Annotated in this window: 9 protein-coding genes and 1 pseudogene; all 10 read left to right on the forward strand. The window is 44.8% G+C overall.

Features of this window, described 5'->3' with window-relative positions; genetic code table 11:
* Window positions 1-221: pseudogene (locus tag HMPREF0106_RS0124445) on the forward strand (ISAs1 family transposase); the annotation flags it as partial.
* A gap of 1,032 nt (window positions 222-1,253) precedes the next feature.
* Window positions 1,254-4,571, forward strand: coding sequence for a SusC/RagA family TonB-linked outer membrane protein (locus HMPREF0106_RS17935; RefSeq protein ID WP_032851124.1), 3,318 nt, complete (start codon window positions 1,254-1,256; stop codon window positions 4,569-4,571).
* 29 nt (window positions 4,572-4,600) lie between these two features.
* Window positions 4,601-6,190, forward strand: coding sequence for a SusD family outer membrane lipoprotein NanU (nanU, locus tag HMPREF0106_RS17930; RefSeq protein ID WP_009039370.1), 1,590 nt, complete (start codon window positions 4,601-4,603; stop codon window positions 6,188-6,190).
* Window positions 6,191-6,373: 183 nt separating this feature from the next.
* A complete protein-coding gene (locus tag HMPREF0106_RS17925) occupies window positions 6,374-8,005 on the forward strand; it encodes a sialidase family protein (RefSeq protein ID WP_032851126.1) in 1,632 nt (543 codons plus the stop codon).
* 23 nt (window positions 8,006-8,028) lie between these two features.
* Window positions 8,029-10,047, forward strand: coding sequence for a family 20 glycosylhydrolase (locus tag HMPREF0106_RS17920; RefSeq protein WP_009039372.1), 2,019 nt, complete (start codon window positions 8,029-8,031; stop codon window positions 10,045-10,047).
* 147 nt (window positions 10,048-10,194) lie between these two features.
* Entirely contained in the window at window positions 10,195-10,860 is a 666-nt protein-coding gene (locus tag HMPREF0106_RS17915; RefSeq protein ID WP_009039373.1) for an SGNH/GDSL hydrolase family protein, read from the forward strand.
* A 48-nt stretch (window positions 10,861-10,908) separates the two neighbouring features.
* Window positions 10,909-14,085 carry a cyclically-permuted mutarotase family protein gene (locus HMPREF0106_RS0124450; RefSeq protein WP_009039374.1) on the forward strand — a complete coding sequence of 1,059 codons (3,177 nt, stop codon included), beginning with the start codon at window positions 10,909-10,911 and terminating at the stop codon, window positions 14,083-14,085.
* A gap of 105 nt (window positions 14,086-14,190) precedes the next feature.
* The gene (locus HMPREF0106_RS17910; protein WP_410491992.1) at window positions 14,191-16,800 is read left to right on the forward strand and encodes a beta-mannosidase; all 2,610 of its coding nucleotides are present in this window, start codon (window positions 14,191-14,193) and stop codon (window positions 16,798-16,800) included.
* Window positions 16,801-16,834: 34 nt separating this feature from the next.
* Window positions 16,835-19,159, forward strand: coding sequence for a glycoside hydrolase family 20 protein (locus tag HMPREF0106_RS17905; protein ID WP_009039376.1), 2,325 nt, complete (start codon window positions 16,835-16,837; stop codon window positions 19,157-19,159).
* Entirely contained in the window at window positions 19,159-21,234 is a 2,076-nt protein-coding gene (locus tag HMPREF0106_RS17900; RefSeq protein ID WP_009039377.1) for a family 20 glycosylhydrolase, read from the forward strand. The genes HMPREF0106_RS17905 and HMPREF0106_RS17900 overlap by 1 nt, the downstream gene beginning before the upstream one ends.
* Window positions 21,235-21,428: the final 194 nt, after the last annotated feature.

The raw sequence follows: 21,428 nt of genomic DNA on the forward strand, positions 1-21,428 counted from the left end.
GGGAGGTTGAAAACAACCTGCATTGGGTACTTGATATAGGATTCAGAGAAGATGATGACAGAAAAACAGGAAATGCTGCAATCAACTTCTCCGCCATATCAAAGTTGGCACTTATGTTATTAAAACAGAGCGATATCAAACTGGGAATGGCAGGAAAGAGGAAAGCGTGTGGATGGGACGAGAAAATAAGAGATAAAGTCATTGGGATTGAAAAAATATAGAGAATAATAGGATGTACAAGTTATTGAGCGTTCGCCCTGCATCTTGAATAGATTGTGATATCTATCACTAAGGTAATAAAATATCTATCATACTATCATTCATTTTTATATTGTTCTCATTATTAAAACAATACATACGATAGATACATTTATCAAAAGGTATCTATCATTATTTCTCCAGTAAAAACAGGGTATCTATCATTAATAAAACAGTCTAATGGAAGGAGAAAAATCATAAAATGGCTTGTTTTTGTTGAAATGAATCCATATAAAGCGGATTATAATGGCTTAATAACCCGATTTGAGTGGCGCTAAGTTTATAGCCCACGGTTGTGTGCTGTAGAGCCTGCATATGTGGGCTGTATGGTTTACATATGTGTGCTGTTCAGTTTGCATATGTGGGCTATAAAAAGACGACCGTTTCTAATAGATTATTAAGTAGCTAAACGTTGGTAATATATGAGATTTGTGGTGTTTATTTCTACTGGCTCATATTAATGATGCGGTTCTGTTTATGCTGTTTGTCATTATACGAGTAATCGAACTCATTAGCTTTGTCTTTCTAAGAATCTAATAGGCATAGTTTTTCTAATGTATAAATGGTTTTCTTGATAAGTTTTAATGGATGGCGGTTTCTGATAAATGCCTAAGTTCGATTAGAACTTAAGTGATTTATATATTAGAATTACTTCTGCTTCATTGACAATTTTATTGTTAACTTTCAGCATCTATTTCTTAAGACGCTGCAAATATACAAATATTATTAATAACAGCAAATGAATTAATAAATTATTTTATTTACATATGCTGTCAAACATCATTTTGTTTAATAAATCACCTTGCTAATACGCTAAACAAATATTCATACATCAAGTAGATAATAGGTATTTCTTTTGAAGTTATTTTTTCATATTGCAATTATAATAGTCGAATTTGTATGAAGAAACCATAAGTATTTCCGGAAGATAAGTTCTAATCGAACTTAGGTGAGAAGTGTGAATAAACCTTTTTTATTAACTAAAAGTAATACTTATGAAAAGAAACATCTTTTTGTTGATGTTGTGCTTATTTGGCTTGATAGGGGCTATGGCGCAGACTAAAACTGCTACAGGTGTGGTTACTGATCAGGCGGGTGAGGCCGTTATTGGTGCGTCCGTGATTGTGAAAGGTACCACGAACGGTACCATTACGGATCTTGATGGTAAATTTACCTTAGGCAATGTGAAAAACGGAGATATTATCCAAATATCATTTGTCGGTTATAAAACGCAGGAAATTAAGTTTGCCGGACAAACGTTGAATGTCATCTTACACGATGACACAGAAGTTTTGGATGAAGTGGTGGTTACAGGTTATGGTGGTTCTCAGAAACGTGCGACGTTGACGACTGCAATCTCAAAACTGGACAACTCTGTTTTGAAAAATGCAGCGTTCAGCAATGCAGGACAGTCTTTGCAAGGATCTGTAACAGGGCTTCGGGTGGTAAACACTACCGGTCAACCGGGTACGAATCCGGATATTACATTACGTGGTGGGGCGACTATCACTGGTGACAACAGTAATGCTTTGGTTGTTGTGGACGGTATAGTACGTAATAGTATGTCGGATGTTAATCCTTCTGATATTGAATCTATCCAAATTTTGAAAGATGCGGCTTCTACGGCTATTTACGGGGCTCGCGCGAACGGTGGTGTTATCTTGATTGAAACGAAAAGTGGAAAGGAAGGAAAAACTTCAGTTAATTATAAGTTCAAGATAGGCAAAAATTTCACTCGTAAGGGATATGAATTTGTAAATGCGGAAGATTATATCTATTATAATCGTTTGGGTATGCTTCGTACCAACCAGGCAAGGGATGGACGTATGGGCACATACAATGTAGATGCACAAGCTGGATATGGCGTAGGGAATGCATTGTACGATATTCGTTATTTGACGGATGAAACAGCTCATCTTCAGAATGAAGGATGGTCTGTAATGAACGACCCGTACTATGACGGAAAGCAGATTTTATTTAGAGATTACAACGGGCAGTTGGATGATGAGGTATTTAGCAGCAGTGCCATTACGCAAGACCATTACCTTAATATTACAGGTGGTAATGATAAAAGCACCTTTGCGAGCAGCTTGGGGTACTATAATGAAGATGGTATGATTAAAGGAACGGGGTTCAAACGTTTCAGTGGATCGTTTAACGGATCGTATAAGATTTTTCCGATATTAAATATCAAAGCCGGTGTTTCTTATGTATGGTCTACCCGACCGGAATTATGGATCGGTACTTATGAATTCTTTTATCGTACCCGTTCGCAGCGTCCTACATGGAATCCTTGGATGGAAGACGGAACTCCTGCCTCAGGGGGTGGCACTGGGGATGGTAATCCGGCTTACTATCGTGATTTGCTGACCCAAAAGAACAGTACAGCACGTGCCACATACAATATCGGCTTTACGTTGGATATTCTTCCAAAGGAACTGGTTTTGAACGGAAACGCTTCTTTATTGAACTATCAGTATCAGAGAGAAAAATTTGACAAGGCCTATCAAACACAGACAGCTTCTACGCCCAATACAACTCGCAATGCGGAAGCTTGGATTCAAAAATACAATCAGATTCAGCTTAATGCTTCATTGACATATACCAAGACGTTTGCCGAAAAGCATAATTTGGATGCAATGATTGGCGGAGAGTATTATACTTACAATCAATTTGATTTTGAAGCTAAGACACAAGGTTCTCCTACGGACGATGTCCCGACCTTGAATGTTGGTTCTGAAAGGACTTTCACTCGTACCGAAAAAACGGCTTATCGCATTCTTTCTGGTTTCGGTCGTGTCAATTATAACTACAATATGAAATATCTGTTGTCTTTTACAGCTCGTTATGACGGAATTTCTCGTTTGAAAGACAATCGTTGGGGATTCTTCCCGGGAGTATCTGTAGGGTGGAATATTATGGAAGAAGATTTTTGGAAAGAATCCAAAGTGTCCGACATCGTTTCTAATTTGAAACCGCGTCTCAGTTATGGTGTGAATGGTAATGTAAATGGTATCGGAAATTATGAAGTCTATGGAGAATACGCACAGGTGGATGCTAAAACTTATGGTGGGGCGACAGCTCTTTATAATAAAAAATTGCTCAATACCAACCTGCGGTGGGAACAGAGTCAGACCTTTGAGGTGGGATTGGATATCGGATTCCTGCAGAACAGACTTTCTTTTATTCTCGACTTCTACAGCCGTCGGACAAAGGATTTGCTGACCAAACAAGCATTGCCTGGATATACTGGATTCTCGGATATTGTAACGAATATGGGTACGTTGCGCAACTCCGGTTTCGAAGCGGAAGTGAAAGCAAATATCATCAACAAGGGTGGTTTCACATGGGATATGACTGCGAATATCACTTCTGTTGCCAACAAGATAATTTCATTACCTTATAACAATGTTGAGAACAACCGCGTAGGCGGTTATGAAGTAGCGGCTGGTAAAGTAGATGCTGATGGCAAGTTTCCGACCAAATGGATTGCCGGTCGTCAGGAAGGCGGTAAACTGGGAGAACTGGTTGGATACAGACAGCAGCATGTTTTCAAAGACTGGGATGACGTAAAGCAACACGCAAATTTACGTGTGGATGAAGTTGCCAACTTGTATGGTCCCGGACTGGCTGATCAGATCAACCCCGCTACCGGAAAGACTTATAAGGAATCTTCGGGATGGCAACCTATTGAGCCGGGTGACGCTTGTTGGGAGGATATCAACGGTGATAATATTATTAACGGTTACGACCGTTCCGTAATGGGTAACATCTTCCCGAATGTCACGGGTGGTTTCTCTACTACATTCGGATATAAAGGTCTGTCACTCTATGCCCGTTTCGACTATGCTTTGGGGCACACCTTATACAATGACTTGAAAGCGCGTTCGTTGGGACAATATCAGGGGCAATTCAATATCATTACGGATGTGAAAGATATGTGGAGCGAAGCAAATCCGAACTCTGACCTTACGAAGTTCTACTATGCCGACCAGTTGGCAAAGAAGAATATTACCCGTTCGAATAATGCTTCTACTGCAGCCGACAACAACAGCTCCCGTTATTATGAAAAGGGTGATTATCTGGCTTTGCGCGAAATCACATTGAGCTATCAGTTGCCGAAATCGCTTATTAGCAAGGCGCACTTGACAGAAGCATCTGTGTACGTCACCGGACAGAACTTATTCTATATCACCGGATATGATGGTGTATCTCCTGAACCAGCTGTATCGACTACATATGGTCGTGGTATTGACAATGGACGTTATCCTACTCCGAGAACATTTTTGTTCGGTTTATCTCTAACATTCTAATTTAACAGGACTTAAAAAGGAATAGAATTATGAAAAATATATTCAAATATTTATGGGTAAGTGCAGCTTTGCTGCCTTTCCTGACAGGATGTAACTCTTTGGATCTGGAGTCGGAAAGTACGATAACCGATGCCAACTATTGGAAGAGTGACACGCATTTCAGTGCTTTCAACGTTGGTCTGCATGCACAACTCAGAGAGCGTTCGTACAATTTCTTTATATTAGGTGAACCTCGTGCTGATATCTATGGTGATGCACCGTTCGGTGGTGAGGCAACTCAGGGCATGGAAATCTTCCCCGCCAATTCGCTGAACAGGGAGAACGTAGGGCTCAGTAATTTTGCTAATTTGTACGGAGTTATCAATCAGATAAATCTGATGATTGCCAAAACGGAAGATACTGGATTGCTGCCCGAAGCCACCAAAAAATATTATTTGGGAGAGGCCTATGGGATGCGTGCTTTTCTTTACTTTCACTTGCTCCGCTCATGGGGAGATGTCATTCTGCATTTGACTTACACCAGTGGTTCGACCATTGATTTGGCAAATATCCAAAAGGCTGCTTCGCCGGCAACGGAAGTGATGGCCCATATCAAAGAAGACATTACTGCGTCTGAGACGGCATTTAATGGTGATTATTCCTACAAATATGGAAAACATTACTGGTCGTTGGGAGCTACAAAAATGTTGAAAGGTGAAGTATACTTGTGGAGTGGCAAGCAGATGGGTGGTGGTGAAGCCGACTACCGTACTGCTAAAACGGCTTTGCAGGAAGTGGATAATTGTCCGGGTATCGATTTGGAAGACAACTTTACCAATGTTTTCGCCTATGCGAACAAGAAAAATAAAGAAATAATCTTCACCATTCATAATGGACGTGATGAATATAACATGTGGAATGGTAGTTTTAGAGGTAATCTTGTCCCTCAGCAAGCTTACATGACTTCCGGCAGTTATTTTGATGAGAACGGAGTTTCTTTTGCCGAAACGAAAGATGCTGAACTGAATGGTTTGATAAGATTTCAGATTAAAAAAGATTTTTATAATAAGGTATTCCGTGAAGGCGATACCCGTAAAGCAGGTTCTGTGAAAGCTGTTTATATGAAAGAGGGGGAAAACTTGGTATATAAGGCTTGTATCCCTTATAAATTTCAAGGAACAATGTTGCCCGGTGGTTCAGAGCGTGCATGGTTAGATGATTACCCTATTTATCGCTATGCAGACTGTTTGTTACTTCTTGCAGAGGCTAAAGCTTTGTTAGGTGAAGATATTGCTACGGAAATTAACACTGTTCGTAGACGTGCATACGGTGAAACCTATTTCGAGGCAAATAAAGCAACGGTGGCCTATCCGAATGAAAAAGGCGGTGAATTTTATTCCGGCAATCCGTTTGTGGCAGGTGATGATGACCCTATTGAAGCAGTCTTGAAAGAACGTTTGCGCGAATTGATGTATGAAGGAAAACGCTGGTATGATATACGTACTTTGGGTTATACGGCAAAATATTCTACAGCAAATGAAAAGCGGCTGCTATGGCCGATTGATGCCAATACACTGACCAATAATAGAGAGCTGGGGCAGACTGAAGGTTATCTCACCAGTGGAGAAGGTGAAGAATAATAATACTTCAGGTTGATAATCGAATAAAAACAAGAGGACGTATGTGTGGTTTAGCATATGCGTTCTCGCTTTTGTAATAGATAGTTTATTAATCGTGTGTTTTATAATAAATTATTTTATTAAATATGGAGGAAATTCGTTATAATTTTATATATTTGCAGCATGAAACATTTAAATAATACCATGAAAAAGAATCTATTTCTATCCATTATCTTTTCTTTCTGTGTGATTTTGCAGTCAGTTGCATCGGATACTGTATTTGTGCGTGAAACTCAGATTCCAGTTTTGATTGAACGACAAGACAATGTATTGTTTATGTTGCGTTTGAACGCAAAAGAGAGTCGTGTTTTGGATGAAGTGGTTTTAAATTTTGGCAAAGATGTGAATGTGGCGGATATACAGTCTGTCAAGTTATATTATAGCGGTACGGAAGCCAGACAGAATAATGGAAAGAATTTCTTTGCTCCCGTGTCCTATATTTCCAGTCATACGCCGGGGAAGACATTGGCGGCAAATCCTTCCTATTCGGTTCATAAATCGCAAGTGGATAACCCAAAGCGGAAAGTTACATTGAAAGCCGACCAGAAACTTTTCTCCGGAATCAACTATTTCTGGATTAGTTTGCAGATGAAGCTGGGTGCTTCCTTGCTCAATAAGGTTTCGGTTGATATTGTAACAGTCAAGGTGGATGGTAAAGCTGCCCTTGTACATTCCGTTTCATCGGAAAATATAGCTCATAGGGTAGGAGTAGGAGTACGTCATGCCGGTGACGACGGTTCGGCAGCCTTCCGCATTCCGGGATTGGTAACTACCAATAAGGGGACATTGCTGGGTGTATATGATGTACGTTACAATAGCAGCGTTGATTTGCAGGAACATGTAGACGTAGGCTTGAGCCGTAGCGTAGACGGTGGCAAAAGTTGGGAGAAAATGCGTTTGCCTCTGGCTTTCGGTGAAACGGGCGACCTGCCTGCTGCACAGAATGGTGTCGGCGACCCTTCGATTCTGGTAGATACCAAGACCAACACAGTATGGGTAGTGGCAGCCTGGACACACGGAATGGGTAATCAGCGTGCCTGGTGGAGCTCCTATCCGGGAATGGATATGAATCATACAGCCCAGTTAGTGTTGTCAAAGAGTACGGATGACGGTAAAACGTGGTCTAAGCCCATAAATATAACAGAACAGGTGAAAGACCCTTCCTGGTATTTCCTACTGCAAGGGCCTGGACGCGGTATCACCATGCAGGATGGCACACTGGTATTCCCGATTCAGTTTATTGACTCTACCCGTGTTCCGAATGCGGGAATCATGTATAGCAAAGACCGTGGCGAGACATGGAAAATCCATAACTATGCACGTACCAATACTACAGAAGCCCAAGTGGCGGAAGTAGAACCGGGCGTACTGATGCTGAATATGAGAGATAACCGGGGTGGTAGCCGTGCTGTTTCCACTACTAAGGATTTTGGTAAGACTTGGACGGAACATCCCTCTTCCCGCAAAGCTTTGCAGGAACCGGTTTGTATGGCAAGCCTGATTAGCGTAAAAGCGAAAGACAATGCATTAAATAAGGATATTCTCTTATTCTCCAATCCGAATACGGTAAAAGGCCGTCACCATATCACAATCAAGGCCAGTCTGGACGGTGGCATCACCTGGCTGCCCGAACATCAGGTGATGTTGGACGAAGGTGAAGGATGGGGATATTCTTGTCTGACGATGATTGATAAAGAGACGGTTGGCATACTGTATGAAAGTAGTGTAGCCCACATGACTTTCCAGGCTGTCCGGCTGAAGGATATAATAAAATAGAGATATACACACGACCTGTAATCATGAAAAACAAATTAATATTATTCATATATTTTATAATTAACTTATACACAGTTTCAGTGGTAAAAGCAGGTGCTTGCCACCTGCTCCCCCAACCACAAAAGTTTACCCCCTCTCATACCTGTTTTCAAGTGAATAATGTGCGGCTTTCCACTCCTGTGCTTCAGCAGGAGTGGGAAGCTTTTGTCTCTGAAATGAGAGGGACTCTCTCGCCGAAAGCAACTGGTAGCATTGATGTGAAACTGTTGCCTTCTCTTCCCGGAATACCGATGAATCAGGAGGAAGCCTACCGACTGAACATCACAAAGAAGCGGATAACCGTTGAGGCCGTGACTGAACGTGGCGTTTATTGGGCCATGCAGACTTTAAGGCAACTGGCAGACACAAGAAACTCGAAAACACAGATTCGGGGAGCTGAAATCATCGACTGGCCTGCTTTCCGTATTCGTGGCTTTATGCAGGATGTAGGACGGAGTTACATTTCACTCGAAGAACTCAAACGTGAAATCGCCGTACTTGCCAAGTTCAAAATCAATGTCTTCCACTGGCATCTGACTGAGAATCAATCATGGCGTCTGGAAAGCAAGATATTCCCGATGTTGAACGATAGCGCAAACACCACCCGGATGCCCGGCAAATATTACACGCTGGAAGAAGCCAAAGAACTGGTCGCATTCTGTAAGGCACATCACGTGATGTTGATTCCTGAAATAGATATGCCGGGACACAGCGCTGCCTTTATACGTACCTTCCGCCACGATATGCAAAGCCCCGAAGGGATGAAGATATTGAAACTCCTGTTGGATGAAGTCTGTGAAACGTTTGATGTACCTTATTTGCATATCGGCACGGATGAAGTGCAGTTTACCAATCCTCGTTTTGTACCCGAAATGGTAGCCTACGTGCATTCCAAAGGCAAGAAAGTGGTTTCCTGGAATCCGGGCTGGCACTACAAACCCCGAGAAATAGACATGACCCAGCTATGGAGTTACCGTGGAAAGGCGCAGGAAGGTATTCCCGCCATTGATTCACGTTTCCATTATCTGAACCATTTTGATACCTTTGGTGATATCATCGCATTGTACAACAGCCGTATATATAATAAGGAACAAGGAAGCGATGACCTTGCAGGAACCATTCTGGCTATCTGGAATGATCGGTTGGTCAACACCGAATGGGAGATGATTATTGAAAATAATTTCTATCCCAACATGCTGGCTATGGCAGAGCGTGCCTGGAAAGGTGGCGGAACGGAATATTTTGATAAGAGCGGAACAATACTTCCCACAGACGAGCAATCAGAGTTGTTCAGGAACTTCGCCGATTTTGAACGCCGTCTGTTATGGCATAAGGAACACACCTTTGCCGGTTATCCCTTTGCCTATGTCCGTCAGACAAATGTGAAATGGAACATTACGGACGCTTTTCCGAATGAAGGGGATTTGGCAAAGGTCTTCCCGCCGGAAGAAGCCTTGCAGGATAGTTACAGCTATGAAGGAAAGACCTATCGGGTACGTCCCGCTATTGGTGCCGGAATCTATCTCCGTCATGTGTGGGGCACCCTTATCCCCGGATTCTATAAAGAACCGGAAGAGAACCATACAGCTTATGCCTATACCTATGTTTATTCGCCGATAGAACAGACAGTAGGCTTGTGGGCTGAATTTCAGAATTACGGACGTTCGGAAGCCGACCTTCCCCCTTTGCAGGGAAAATGGGACTATAAGGGAAGCCGTATCTGGATAAATGGAAAGGAAATTATCCCTCCTGTCTGGACAGCCACCCACCGGACTAAGAGTAATGAAATAGCTTTAGGCAACGAGAATTGTGTAGCGCGTCCCCCTTTGGAAGTGCATCTGCAAAAAGGATGGAACAAAGTACTTCTGAAATTGCCGGTAGGAAAGTTCGTTACCCCCGAAGTACGGTTGGTGAAATGGATGTTCACCACTGTCTTTGTCACTCCCGACGGGCAGAAGGCGGTGGACGGACTCATTTACTCACCGGATAAAACACTAAAGTGACCTGTCAATCAGAAGGGAGATATTTATGGATATGCCATGAGCTGATTTGAATATGCTATAATGAAAAACGGATATGCTATAATGAAAACTGAATATGCTGTAATGAAAAAAAATAGATATACTAATGAGTAAATAAAAGGAATAACCATGAGGAAGAACTTTTTTTTAGCGGTCATATTGACCCTGTCTTTGGCATGCCATGCGCAGGAACGCAAATATTCTACGTTTTATTACCAGCGTGCCACGTTGTTTGAAGAACTGCCTGTCACTTCCAATGACATTATTTTCTTGGGAAACAGCATCACGAACGGCGCCGAATGGTCGGAGCTGTTTCATAACAAACATATCAAGAACCGCGGAATCAGTGGTGATATCTGCATGGGAGTATATGACCGCTTGGATGCTATCCTGAAAGGTAAACCGGCTAAGATATTTCTTCTGATAGGCATAAATGACGTTAGCCGGGGAACTTCTGCCGATACCATTATAGCCCGTATCGGCATGATTGCCCAGAAGATAAAGGCGGATTCGCCGAAGACGAAGCTATATCTGCAAAGTGTTCTTCCGTTGACCGACCATTACGGTATGTTCAAAGGGCATACTTTGCGTTGGCAGGTCATTCCCGAAATCAATAAAGGATTAGTCCGTCTCGCAGAAAAAGAAGGAGCGACTTATATAGATTTGTACTCTCATTTTGTAGACGAGGAAACCGGAAAGATGAATACTGCTTACACGAATGACGGACTGCATCTTCTTGGAAAAGGGTATCGGAAATGGGTGGAGATTGTAAAACCTTACATCGGAAAGAAATAAAAGTCAGGAAAATAAAAGTCGAAAAGAAATACATACCGGAAAAAATAAATGAAAAAGATTTTACTATTATCCGTCTGTCTGTTCGTTTGTTGGGCATTGTTTGCCCAACAACGGATAAAGGTTGCATGTGTAGGAAACAGTATCACCTACGGAACCGGACTGGCTGACCGTGCAACGCAATCTTATCCCGTACAGTTACAGAAATTGTTGGGAGAGCATTATGAAGTTGAAAACTTCGGGAAGCCCGGCGCCACCCTGCTCAATCAGGGACACCGTCCATATACACGACAGGAAGAATACCGCAAAGCATTGGATTTTGCAGGAGATATTGTGGTCATCCATCTGGGAATCAATGACACCGACCCTCGTGACTGGCCCAACTATCGTGATTCCTTTGTGACAGACTATTTGAATCTGATGGATACATTCCGCAAGGCAAATCCCGATGTTCGGATTATCATCGCGCGGATGACTCCGATTGCCGACCGTCATAACCGTTTCCTTTCGGGGACCCGCGACTGGCACGGCGAGATGCAGACAGCTATCGAAACGGTAGCACATTATGCCGGTGTGCAGTTAATAGATTTTCGAGAACCGCTTTATCCCTATCCTTTCTTGCTGCCAGACGCCGTTCATCCTACCGCTGAAGGGGCTGCGATAATGGCGAAAACAGTTTATTCGGCTATCACCGGAGATTATGGCGGCTTGAAGTTATCTCCGCTTTACATGGATAATATGGTTCTTCAGCGCGATACCCCCTTGCTGATTCACGGGACAGCTAATGCGGGTGAACAAGTGACAGTCCGCATAGACCATCAGCAGTGGATAACTAAAGCTGCACTAGACGGAAAATGGTCGGTGAAATTATCACCGTTGAAAGCCGGTGGCCCTTACACGCTGACCATCTCCACTTCTCAAAGAATCTTGAAATATACAAATGTGCTGGCAGGGGAAGTGTGGCTGTGTTCCGGTCAGTCGAATATGGAATTTATGTTGCGGCAGGCCACTACGGGCAAAAAAGACATCCCCCAAGCCGCCGATGAACAGTTGCGTCTGTATGATATGAAAGCACGCTGGCGCACGGACGCGGTGCAATGGGACGCTTCCGTCCTTGATTCCCTGAATCATCTCCAATATTATAAAGATACTGAATGGGCAATCTGTACTCCCACCAATGCTGCCCGTTTCTCGGCCATCGCTTATTATTTCGGCCAGATGTTGCGGGATAGCTTGAAAGTTCCGGTGGGGTTGATATGTAACGCTATCGGTGGTTCGCCTACCGAATCGTGGGTTGATCGGAATACACTGGAATACCAGTTCCCGGCTATATTAAAAGATTGGACGCATAATGATTTTATACAAGACTGGGTGCGCGGACGGGCTGCATTAAATATCAAACAGTCGGAAGAGAAACTCCAGCGCCACCCTTACGAACCTTGCTATCTGTACGAATCGGGCATCCGTCCGTTGGCGCAGTATCCCGTCAGGGGTGTTATCTGGTATCAGGGAGAATCGAATGCTCATAATTACGAAGCTCACGAGAAACTTTTTAAGTTGTTAATCGGCAGTTGGCGTAAAAACTGGGGGAGTGAGACGTTGCCCTTCTACTATGTACAACTTTCCGGTATTGCCCGTCCTTCATGGCCGTGGTTCCGCGACAGCCAGCGCAGGATGATGAACGAAATACTGAATACGGGTATGGCGGTATCGAGTGATTGGGGCGATTCACTGGATGTACATCCCAGAAATAAGAAGCCGGTGGGAGAACGCTTGGCTCGTTGGGCATTGAACAAGACGTATGGAATGTGCCATGTACTGCCTTCCGGCCCGTTATTCCGCCAAGCCGATTTTCGGGAAGGCGCTGTATATATAATCTTTGATTATGGCGAAGGCTTGAGAAGTTCCGACGGTCAATCTTTGTGTACGTTTGAAGTAGCCGAAACGGATGGCGTTTATTACCCCGCAGTTGCCGAAGTGGAAGAGGGGAGAACTTGCGGGGCAGAAACGGGACGGATAAAAGTATATAGCGAACAGGTAAAGCATCCGCGATATGTCCGGTATGGCTGGCAGCCTTTCACGCGGGCGAATCTGGTAAATAAAGATGGGCTACCTGCTTCTACCTTCAAAGCCGAAGCACCGGAGTCGTTCGTCAAAAGCATTGACTTGCAGAAAATGAAAGGATTCCCGAAATCAGAGAAAGGTATTGAATCGGGTGTTTCTGCCTGCTATTCAGGAATCCTGAGCGGAAAGCTATTGATAGCCGGCGGCTGTAACTTTCCCGGAACACCTGCCAGTGAAGGTGGAAAAAAGAAATACTACCAAGGCATTTATGTAGCGGAAATGAATCCCGACACGCTGCTTCTTTGGAAAAAAGTAGGCGGGCTTCCTGCACCTGCCGCATACGGAGTTTCCGTATCTTGTCCCGACGGCATTATCTGTGCAGGCGGAATGAACGACCACGGCGCATTGACCGGCGTTTACAAAATCCGGTGGGACGAAAAGAAAGGCAAAGTCTTCCTAGAAACTCTACCCGATTTGCCCTACGCCTTAGACAATATGTACGGAACACTAGCCGGTAGCCAACTTTTTATCACCGGTGGAAATAGAAGTGAAAAAAAAACAAATAGAAACGGAAAGCCTTCAAACTCTTTTCTTTGCCTTGACTTAAACAATCCCGCGGCAGGTTGGCAACAACTTCCCGAATTTCCCGGAGCACCGCGTCTGCAACCCGTCTGTGCCGGGGAGTACAAGGATGGCGAAGCTCGTATTTACCTGTGGGGCGGATTTGCCGCTTCCACCGATGGCAATCCTGCCACACTTTCCACTGACGGCTATTGCTATTCATCCACGTCCCGGCAATGGACTCGCATAGCCACTCCGACGGGAAACAATGGTGAAACCATATCTTTGGGTGGCGGGACAGCCATTGCCATCAATGAAAACCTGATTCTTTGTACCGGTGGAGTGAATAAGGATATATTCCTCGCTGCTCTTCGACACCCTGAAAAGGACTATCTTCTCCATCTCGCCGAGTGGTACAAATTCAATGACCGGATATTAGTATATGACATCCATCAGAATACATGGCAGGAAGTTGCCCGTACACCGCAAACGGCACGTGCGGGAGCGTCATTGGTAGGATGGAACAAAACATATTACAACATAAACGGAGAATTGAAGCCGGGCGTCCGTACTTCTGAAATAATTAGGATAACGGTCGAATAATAAAAAGAATAACAGATGTAAACAACATATTTTGTTAAATTATCAGTGAAATTTGCTGAAAAAACAATATCTTTGAAACCGTTAATATCTAATGCCCCCACTATGATGATTGATTTGATCGGAAATAAGACTCAAATAGCATGTGGACTACTATGCTGTTGCAGTATGGCATATGCGCAGAGCAATGACAATTCCGAAGTTGTGGTTTTAAATGCAGGTTGGGAATTTTCCCAGGCAGGCACGGAGCTATGGCGACCGGCACAGGTTCCCGGCACCGTTCATCAGGATCTTATCTATCATAAACAAATTCCCGATCCTTTTTACGGTATCAATGAACAGAAGATTCAGTGGGTGGAAAATGAAGACTGGGAGTACCGGACTGCTTTTACAGTTACCCCCGAGCAACTGAAACGGGACGACGCCCAATTAGTCTTTGAAGGTCTTGACACATACGCCGATGTATACCTCAACGGAGCACTGTTGTTGAAAGCCGATAACATGTTCGTCGGCTATACGATACCAGTCAAGTCACAACTCCGTCTCGGAGAAAACCTTCTTCACATTTATTTTCATTCACCCATCCGGCAGACAATGCCTCAATATAACTCTAACGGATTCAACTATCCGGCAGACAACGATCATCACGAAAAACATGTAAGCGTATTCTCCCGTAAAGCCCCTTACAGTTATGGCTGGGACTGGGGAATCCGCATGGTGACCAGTGGTATCTGGCGTCCGGTGACCATCCGTTTTTACGACGCAGCCTCTATCAGCGACTACCACGTAAAGCAACTCTCACTGACCGACCAGCAGGCAAAACTATCCAATGAATTAGAAATAAATAATATCCTTCCTCAAGCACTTCAAGCAGAGGTGAGAATCAATATCTCCTTCGAAGGAAACACAGAAAAAGGCATTAGTCAGACAATCACCTTACAGCCCGGAATCAATCATATATCTATTCCTTCCGAAGTGCTGTCGCCGGTACGTTGGATGCCGAATGGCTGGGGAAAGCCCGCCTTGTATGATTTCTCCGCTCAAATAATCGTAGAAGATAAAGTCGTAGCCCAACAATCCCACCGGATAGGACTGCGCACCGTTCGCCTCGTCAATGAAAAAGATCAGGACGGAGAATCCTTCTATTTTGAAGTAAACGGCGTTCCGATGTTTGCCAAAGGAGCCAATTACATTCCCCAGGACGCCCTATTGACCAACGTCACTACCGAACGCTACCAAACCTTATTTAGGGACATCAAAGAAGCCAACATGAATGTCATTCGTGTGTGGGGAGGCGGAACCTACGAAGACGACCGTTTCTATGACCTGGCAGATGAAAACGGAATACTGATATGGCAGGACTTTATGTTTGCCTGCACTCCCTATCCGTCCGATCCAATCTTCCTGAAAAGAGTAGAAGCAGAAGCCTGCTACAACATTCGCCGTCTTCGCAATCATGCTTCCCTGGCGATGTGGTGTGGCAATAATGAAATACTGGAAGCCTTGAAATATTGGGGATTCGACAAGAAATTCACGCCGGAAATCTATCAGGAAATGTTCCAAGGCTATGACAAACTGTTCCACCAACTCCTTCCTACCAAGGTAAAAGAGCTGGATGCCGACCGTTTTTATATACACAGCTCCCCGTATTTAGCCAATTGGGGACGTCCCGAATCATGGGGGATAGGAGACAGCCACAACTGGGGAGTATGGTATGGCCAAAAAACTTTCGAATCACTGGATACAGATCTTCCTCGTTTCATGAGCGAATTCGGTTTCCAGTCCTTCCCGGAGATGAAGACTATTGCCACCTTTGCGGCTCCTGAAGATTATCAAATCGAATCGGAGGTGATGAATGCCCATCAGAAAAGCAGCATCGGCAATGCCCTGATTCGCACCTATATGGAACGTGACTATATCATTCCCGAAAAATTCGAAGACTTTGTCTATGTCGGACTAGTATTGCAGGGACATGGCATACGTCACGGTCTGGAAGCGCACCGCCGCAACCGTCCCTATTGTATGGGTACATTATATTGGCAATTGAATGACAGTTGGCCGGTAGTGTCATGGTCGGGTATTGATTACTACGGTAACTGGAAAGCCTTGCATTATCAGGCAAAGCGTGCATTTGCCCCCGTTCATATCAACCCTTTGCTGGAAGGTGACAACCTGTGTGTTTACCTGCTTTCCGATCATCTTGACACCCGGGAGAAACTGACGCTGGAAATGAGACTGACGAATTTTGCAGGAGAGAAAGCCGGAAGAACGGTTGTCCTTCCTTCTTTGACTCTTCCGGCCAACACTTCCCAATGTGTATATCGCACTTCGCTTACCACTTTGTTTTTTCCTGCAAAGCGCCCGCTTGCGGATGACCTGCGCCATTGCTTCATGCAACTGACCTTGAAAGACAAGTCCGGGCATACGGTAGCCGAAACAGTCTACTTCTTTAGAAAGACGAAAGACCTGCTTCTGCCCAAGACAACCGTTTCCTGCAAGATAAAACAGAAAGACGGCGTGTGCGAATTTACCCTGCTTTCTCCCGCTCTTGCAAAAGACGTCTTTATTGAAATCCCTTTGCAGGGAGCCCGTTTCAGTGACAACTTTTTCGACCTCCTTCCCGGAGAGCGTAAGACAGTTGTCATCACTTCTCCCCAAATAAAGAAAGGAGAGGAGATCCATTTGACAATCAAACATATTCGTGAAACCTATAATTAATTTATTAATAACTTAACACTTAATTTTTTAGTTTATGAAACAACTCTTAAAGTTAACCGGATGTCTGGCACTAGCAGGACTTTTTGCCTCTTGCCAATCGGCGCAACAGGAAGCCAACTACCAGATCATCCCCATGCCACAAGAAATTGTAACAGCTCAAGGAAATCCCTTCATTCTGAAGAGCGGTGTGAAAATCCTCTATCCGGAAGGAAACGAGAAGATGCAACGCAACGCACAATTCTTGGCCGACTATCTGAAAACCGCTACCGGAAAAGATTTCGCTATCGAAGCCGGAACGGAAGGTAAGAATGCAATCGTACTGACATTGGGCACGGCAAACGAAAATCCGGAATCCTATCAGTTGAAAGTTACCGGTGACGGAATCACGATTACTGGTCCTACCGAGGCCGGCGTATTCTATGGCATCCAGTCCCTGCGCAAATCATTGCCTGTGGCTGTCGGTGCAGACATTTCCATGCCCGCTGTAGAAATCAATGACGCTCCCCGCTTTGGCTATCGTGGCGCCCACTTCGACACCAGCCGCCATTTCTTTACCGTAGATGAAGTGAAGACATATATCGATATGATGGCTTTGCACAATATGAACCGTTTTCACTGGCATATTACCGAAGACCAGGGCTGGCGTCTGGAAATCAAGAAATATCCGAAGCTGACAGAAATCGGTTCCAAGAGGACAGAAACAGTCATCGGACGTAACTCCGGTGAATACGACGGCAAACCTTACGGTGGCTTCTATACCCAGGAGCAGGCGAAAGAAATAGTAGCGTATGCTGCCGAACGTTATATCACAGTTATTCCCGAAATCGACCTTCCGGGACACATGCAAGCTGCCCTTGCCGCTTACCCCGAATTGGGATGTACCGGTGGCCCGTACGAAGTATGGAGACAATGGGGAGTATCTGAAGATGTGCTTTGTGCCGGAAACGATCAAGTCTTGAAATTCCTCGAAGATGTATATAGCGAATTGATTGAAATCTTCCCTTCAGAATATATTCATGTAGGTGGTGACGAATGTCCGAAAGTACGTTGGGAAAAATGTCCGAAATGTCAGGCACGTATCAAGGCGCTGGGCTTGAAATCGGATGATAAGCATAGCAAGGAAGAACGTCTGCAGAGCTTCGTAATCAACCATATCGAAAAATTCCTCAACGACCACGGACGTCAGATCATCGGTTGGGATGAAATCCTCGAAGGCGGACTTGCTCCTAACGCTACTGTTATGTCATGGCGTGGTGAAAAGGGTGGTATCGAAGCAGCCAAGCAGAAACACGATGTTATCATGACTCCGAACACTTACCTGTATTTCGACTACTACCAGACAAAAGATACGGAGAACGAACCTCTCGGTATTGGTGGTTACCTGCCTCTTGAAAGAGTGTACAGCTACGAGCCGATGCCGGCTTCCCTCACTCCGGAAGAACAGAAATATATCAAAGGCGTGCAGGCTAACCTCTGGACTGAATACATTCCTACTTTCTCTCATGCCCAGTATATGGTATTGCCCCGTTGGGCTGCCTTGTCCGAAATCCAGTGGTCGGCTCCCGACAAGAAGAATTATGAAGACTTCCTGTCCCGTCTGCCGCGCCTGATTAAATGGTACGATGCAGAAGGATACAACTATGCCAAACATGTATTTAATGTAACTGCCGAATACATGCCGAACCCGACGGACGGTACACTGGACATCACTTTGTCTACCATTGACAATGCGCCTATCCATTACACCTTGGACGGCACGGAACCTACCGCTGCTTCTCCGCTTTATGAAAGCCCGCTGAAAATCAAGGAAAATGTAACTTTCTCTGCCATTGCTGTCCGTCCTACCGGAAACAGCCGTGTGGTTTCTGAAAAGGTTAATTTCAGCAAATCCAGCATGAAGCCGATTGTAGCCAACCAGCCGGTCAACAAGCAATACATGTTCAAAGGCGAATCTACATTAGTAGACGGCTTGAAAGGAAACGGCAATTACAAAACTGGTCGTTGGATTGCGTTCTACAAGAACGATATGGACATGACTATCGACCTTCAGCAGCCTACCGAGATTTCGAGCGTTGCTATTTCTACTTGCGTGGAGAAGGGCGACTGGGTGTTTGACGCGCGAGGACTTTCCGTAGAAGTTTCGGACGATGGCAAGAACTTTACCAAAGTTGCTTCCGAGGAGTATCCTGCTATGAAAGAAAGCGATAAGAATGGTATCTATGAACATAAACTGTCATTCAGCCCGGTGAAAACTCAATACGTGAAAGTGGTTGCCCTGTCTGAAAGTAAAATGCCGGCATGGCATGGCGGCAAAGATAGTCCGGCATTTTTGTTTGTAGACGAAATCACGATAGATTAATGAATATAAGAAATAGATACGCTAAAGTTTGTCTTTTCTTATGGGTATTGGGAATGTGCTTAACCGCACATTCCCTCAAAGCACAGTCCGTCATACCTGTCCCATTAAAAATGGAGCAGGGGACGGGCTGTTTTTTACTGTCAGAGAACACAAAACTTTATATAAACTTGCAGGGTTTAGAAGCGCAGCTTCTGGAAAATTGCTTGCAAGCATTGCCGGTTCATTTGAAGAAAGGGAAAAAGAAGGATACGCAGAATATACTTTCTCTGTTGATAACTGAAAAGAACCACCAGTTGCCATCGCCGGAAAGCTATACCCTTTCCGTTACTCCGCAACAAATCCTGATACGCGCCACTTCGGGAGCCGGATTATTCTATGGTGTGCAAACCCTGTTGCAGTTGGCACAACCTTCGGGGGCAGGCAGCTATTCCATAGCCTCTGTCGAGATAGAAGACACTCCCCGTTTTGCTTACCGGGGACTGATGCTGGATGTGTCTCGCCACTTTTCTACCAAAGAATTTATAAAGAAACAGATAGACGCACTGGCGTATTACAAAATCAACCGTCTGCACCTGCATCTGACCGATGCGGCAGGCTGGCGGTTAGAAATCAAGAAATACCCTTTGCTGACCGAATTTGCGGCCTGGCGTACAGATCCCACCTGGAAGCAATGGTGGAACGGCGGACGTAAATATGTCCGTTTCGATGCTCCCGGAGCTTACGGCGGTTATTACACCCAGGATGATATTCGTGAAATCTTGGAATATGCCCGTCAGCATTATATCACGGTGATTCCCGAGATTGAGATGCCCTCCCATTCGGAAGAAGTGCTGGCAGCCTACCCGCAGTTATCCTGTTCGGGCGAACCTTACAAGAACTCCGATTTCTGTGTCGGCAATGAAGAAACCTTCACGTTTCTGGAAAATGTGCTGACGGAAGTCATGGAACTTTTCCCTTCCGAATACATTCATATCGGTGGCGATGAGGCCGGAAAGTCGGCTTGGAAGACCTGCCCGAAATGTCAGAAGAGAATGAAAGACGAGCATCTTGCCAATGTAGACGAGCTGCAAAGCTACCTGATACACCGCATTGAGAAGTTCCTGAACAATCATGGGCGTCATCTGCTGGGGTGGGACGAGATTCTGCAAGGAGGCATTGCCCCCAACGCAACCGTCATGTCATGGCGTGGAGAAGAGGGTGGTATCGCTGCCGTAACCTCCGGCCATCGTGCCATCATGACGCCGGGTGCCTACTGCTATCTGGACAGTTATCAGGATGCCCCATATTCGCAGCCGGAAGCCATCGGTGGATACCTGCCGTTGAAGAAAGTATATTCTTACAATCCCGTTCCCGCTTCTTTAACTGCGGAACAGGCGAAGTTGGTCTACGGTGTGCAGGGCAACCTATGGGTGGAATACATTCCCACTCCCGAACACGTGGAGTATATGATTTACCCCCGAATCCTGGCATTGGCGGAAACAGCCTGGTCGGCTCCGGAACGTAAGTCATGGCCGGATTTCCATACCCGCGCATTGTCGGCAGTGGCCGATTTGCAGGAAAAAGGATACCATCCTTTCGATTTGAAAAAAGAAATCGGCAGCCGTCCCGAGTCGCTTCAACCGGTCAGCCATCTGGCATTGGGTAAAAAGGTGATTTATAATTCACCTTACAGCTCCCATTATCCGGCACAAGGAAACACCGCTCTGACGGACGGCATACGCGGCGATTGGACCTATGGTGATGGCTCGTGGCAAGGATTCATCTCGGACAACCGCCTCGATGTGACGATTGATATGGAAAAAGAAACCTCCATCCATTCCGTCACTGCCGCCTTTATGCAGGTGGTAGGCGCGGAAGTATTCCTGCCGGAGACTGTGGTGATTTCCATTTCCGATGACGGAACCCATTTCACCGAGTTGCGAAACCAACACTTTGAAGTGAGCAAAGAAACACCCATCCGCTTTACGGATATTTCATGGCAGGGCGAAGCCAAAGGAAGATACGTACGCTATCAGGCACAGGCCGGAAGTGAATTCGGAGGCTGGATATTTACGGATGAGATTATTGTGAAATAAATATTGAAGGCATAAGGATAATACGTACGATGCGCTTTTTTAGGATTATTCCGGCCTAAAGCAACCGTGTAATACGTATCATCCGGACTTGCTGATTTCAACCTGTCAATATCATTTAAATAAAAGAGGGAATCTACTCAACCAGATTCCCTCTTTTTTTGTTATATTTGTATTATTACCTTAAAAACTAAGAA

It is taken from the genome of Bacteroides sp. D22, assembly GCF_000163675.1.
Lineage (GTDB): Bacteria > Bacteroidota > Bacteroidia > Bacteroidales > Bacteroidaceae > Bacteroides > Bacteroides xylanisolvens.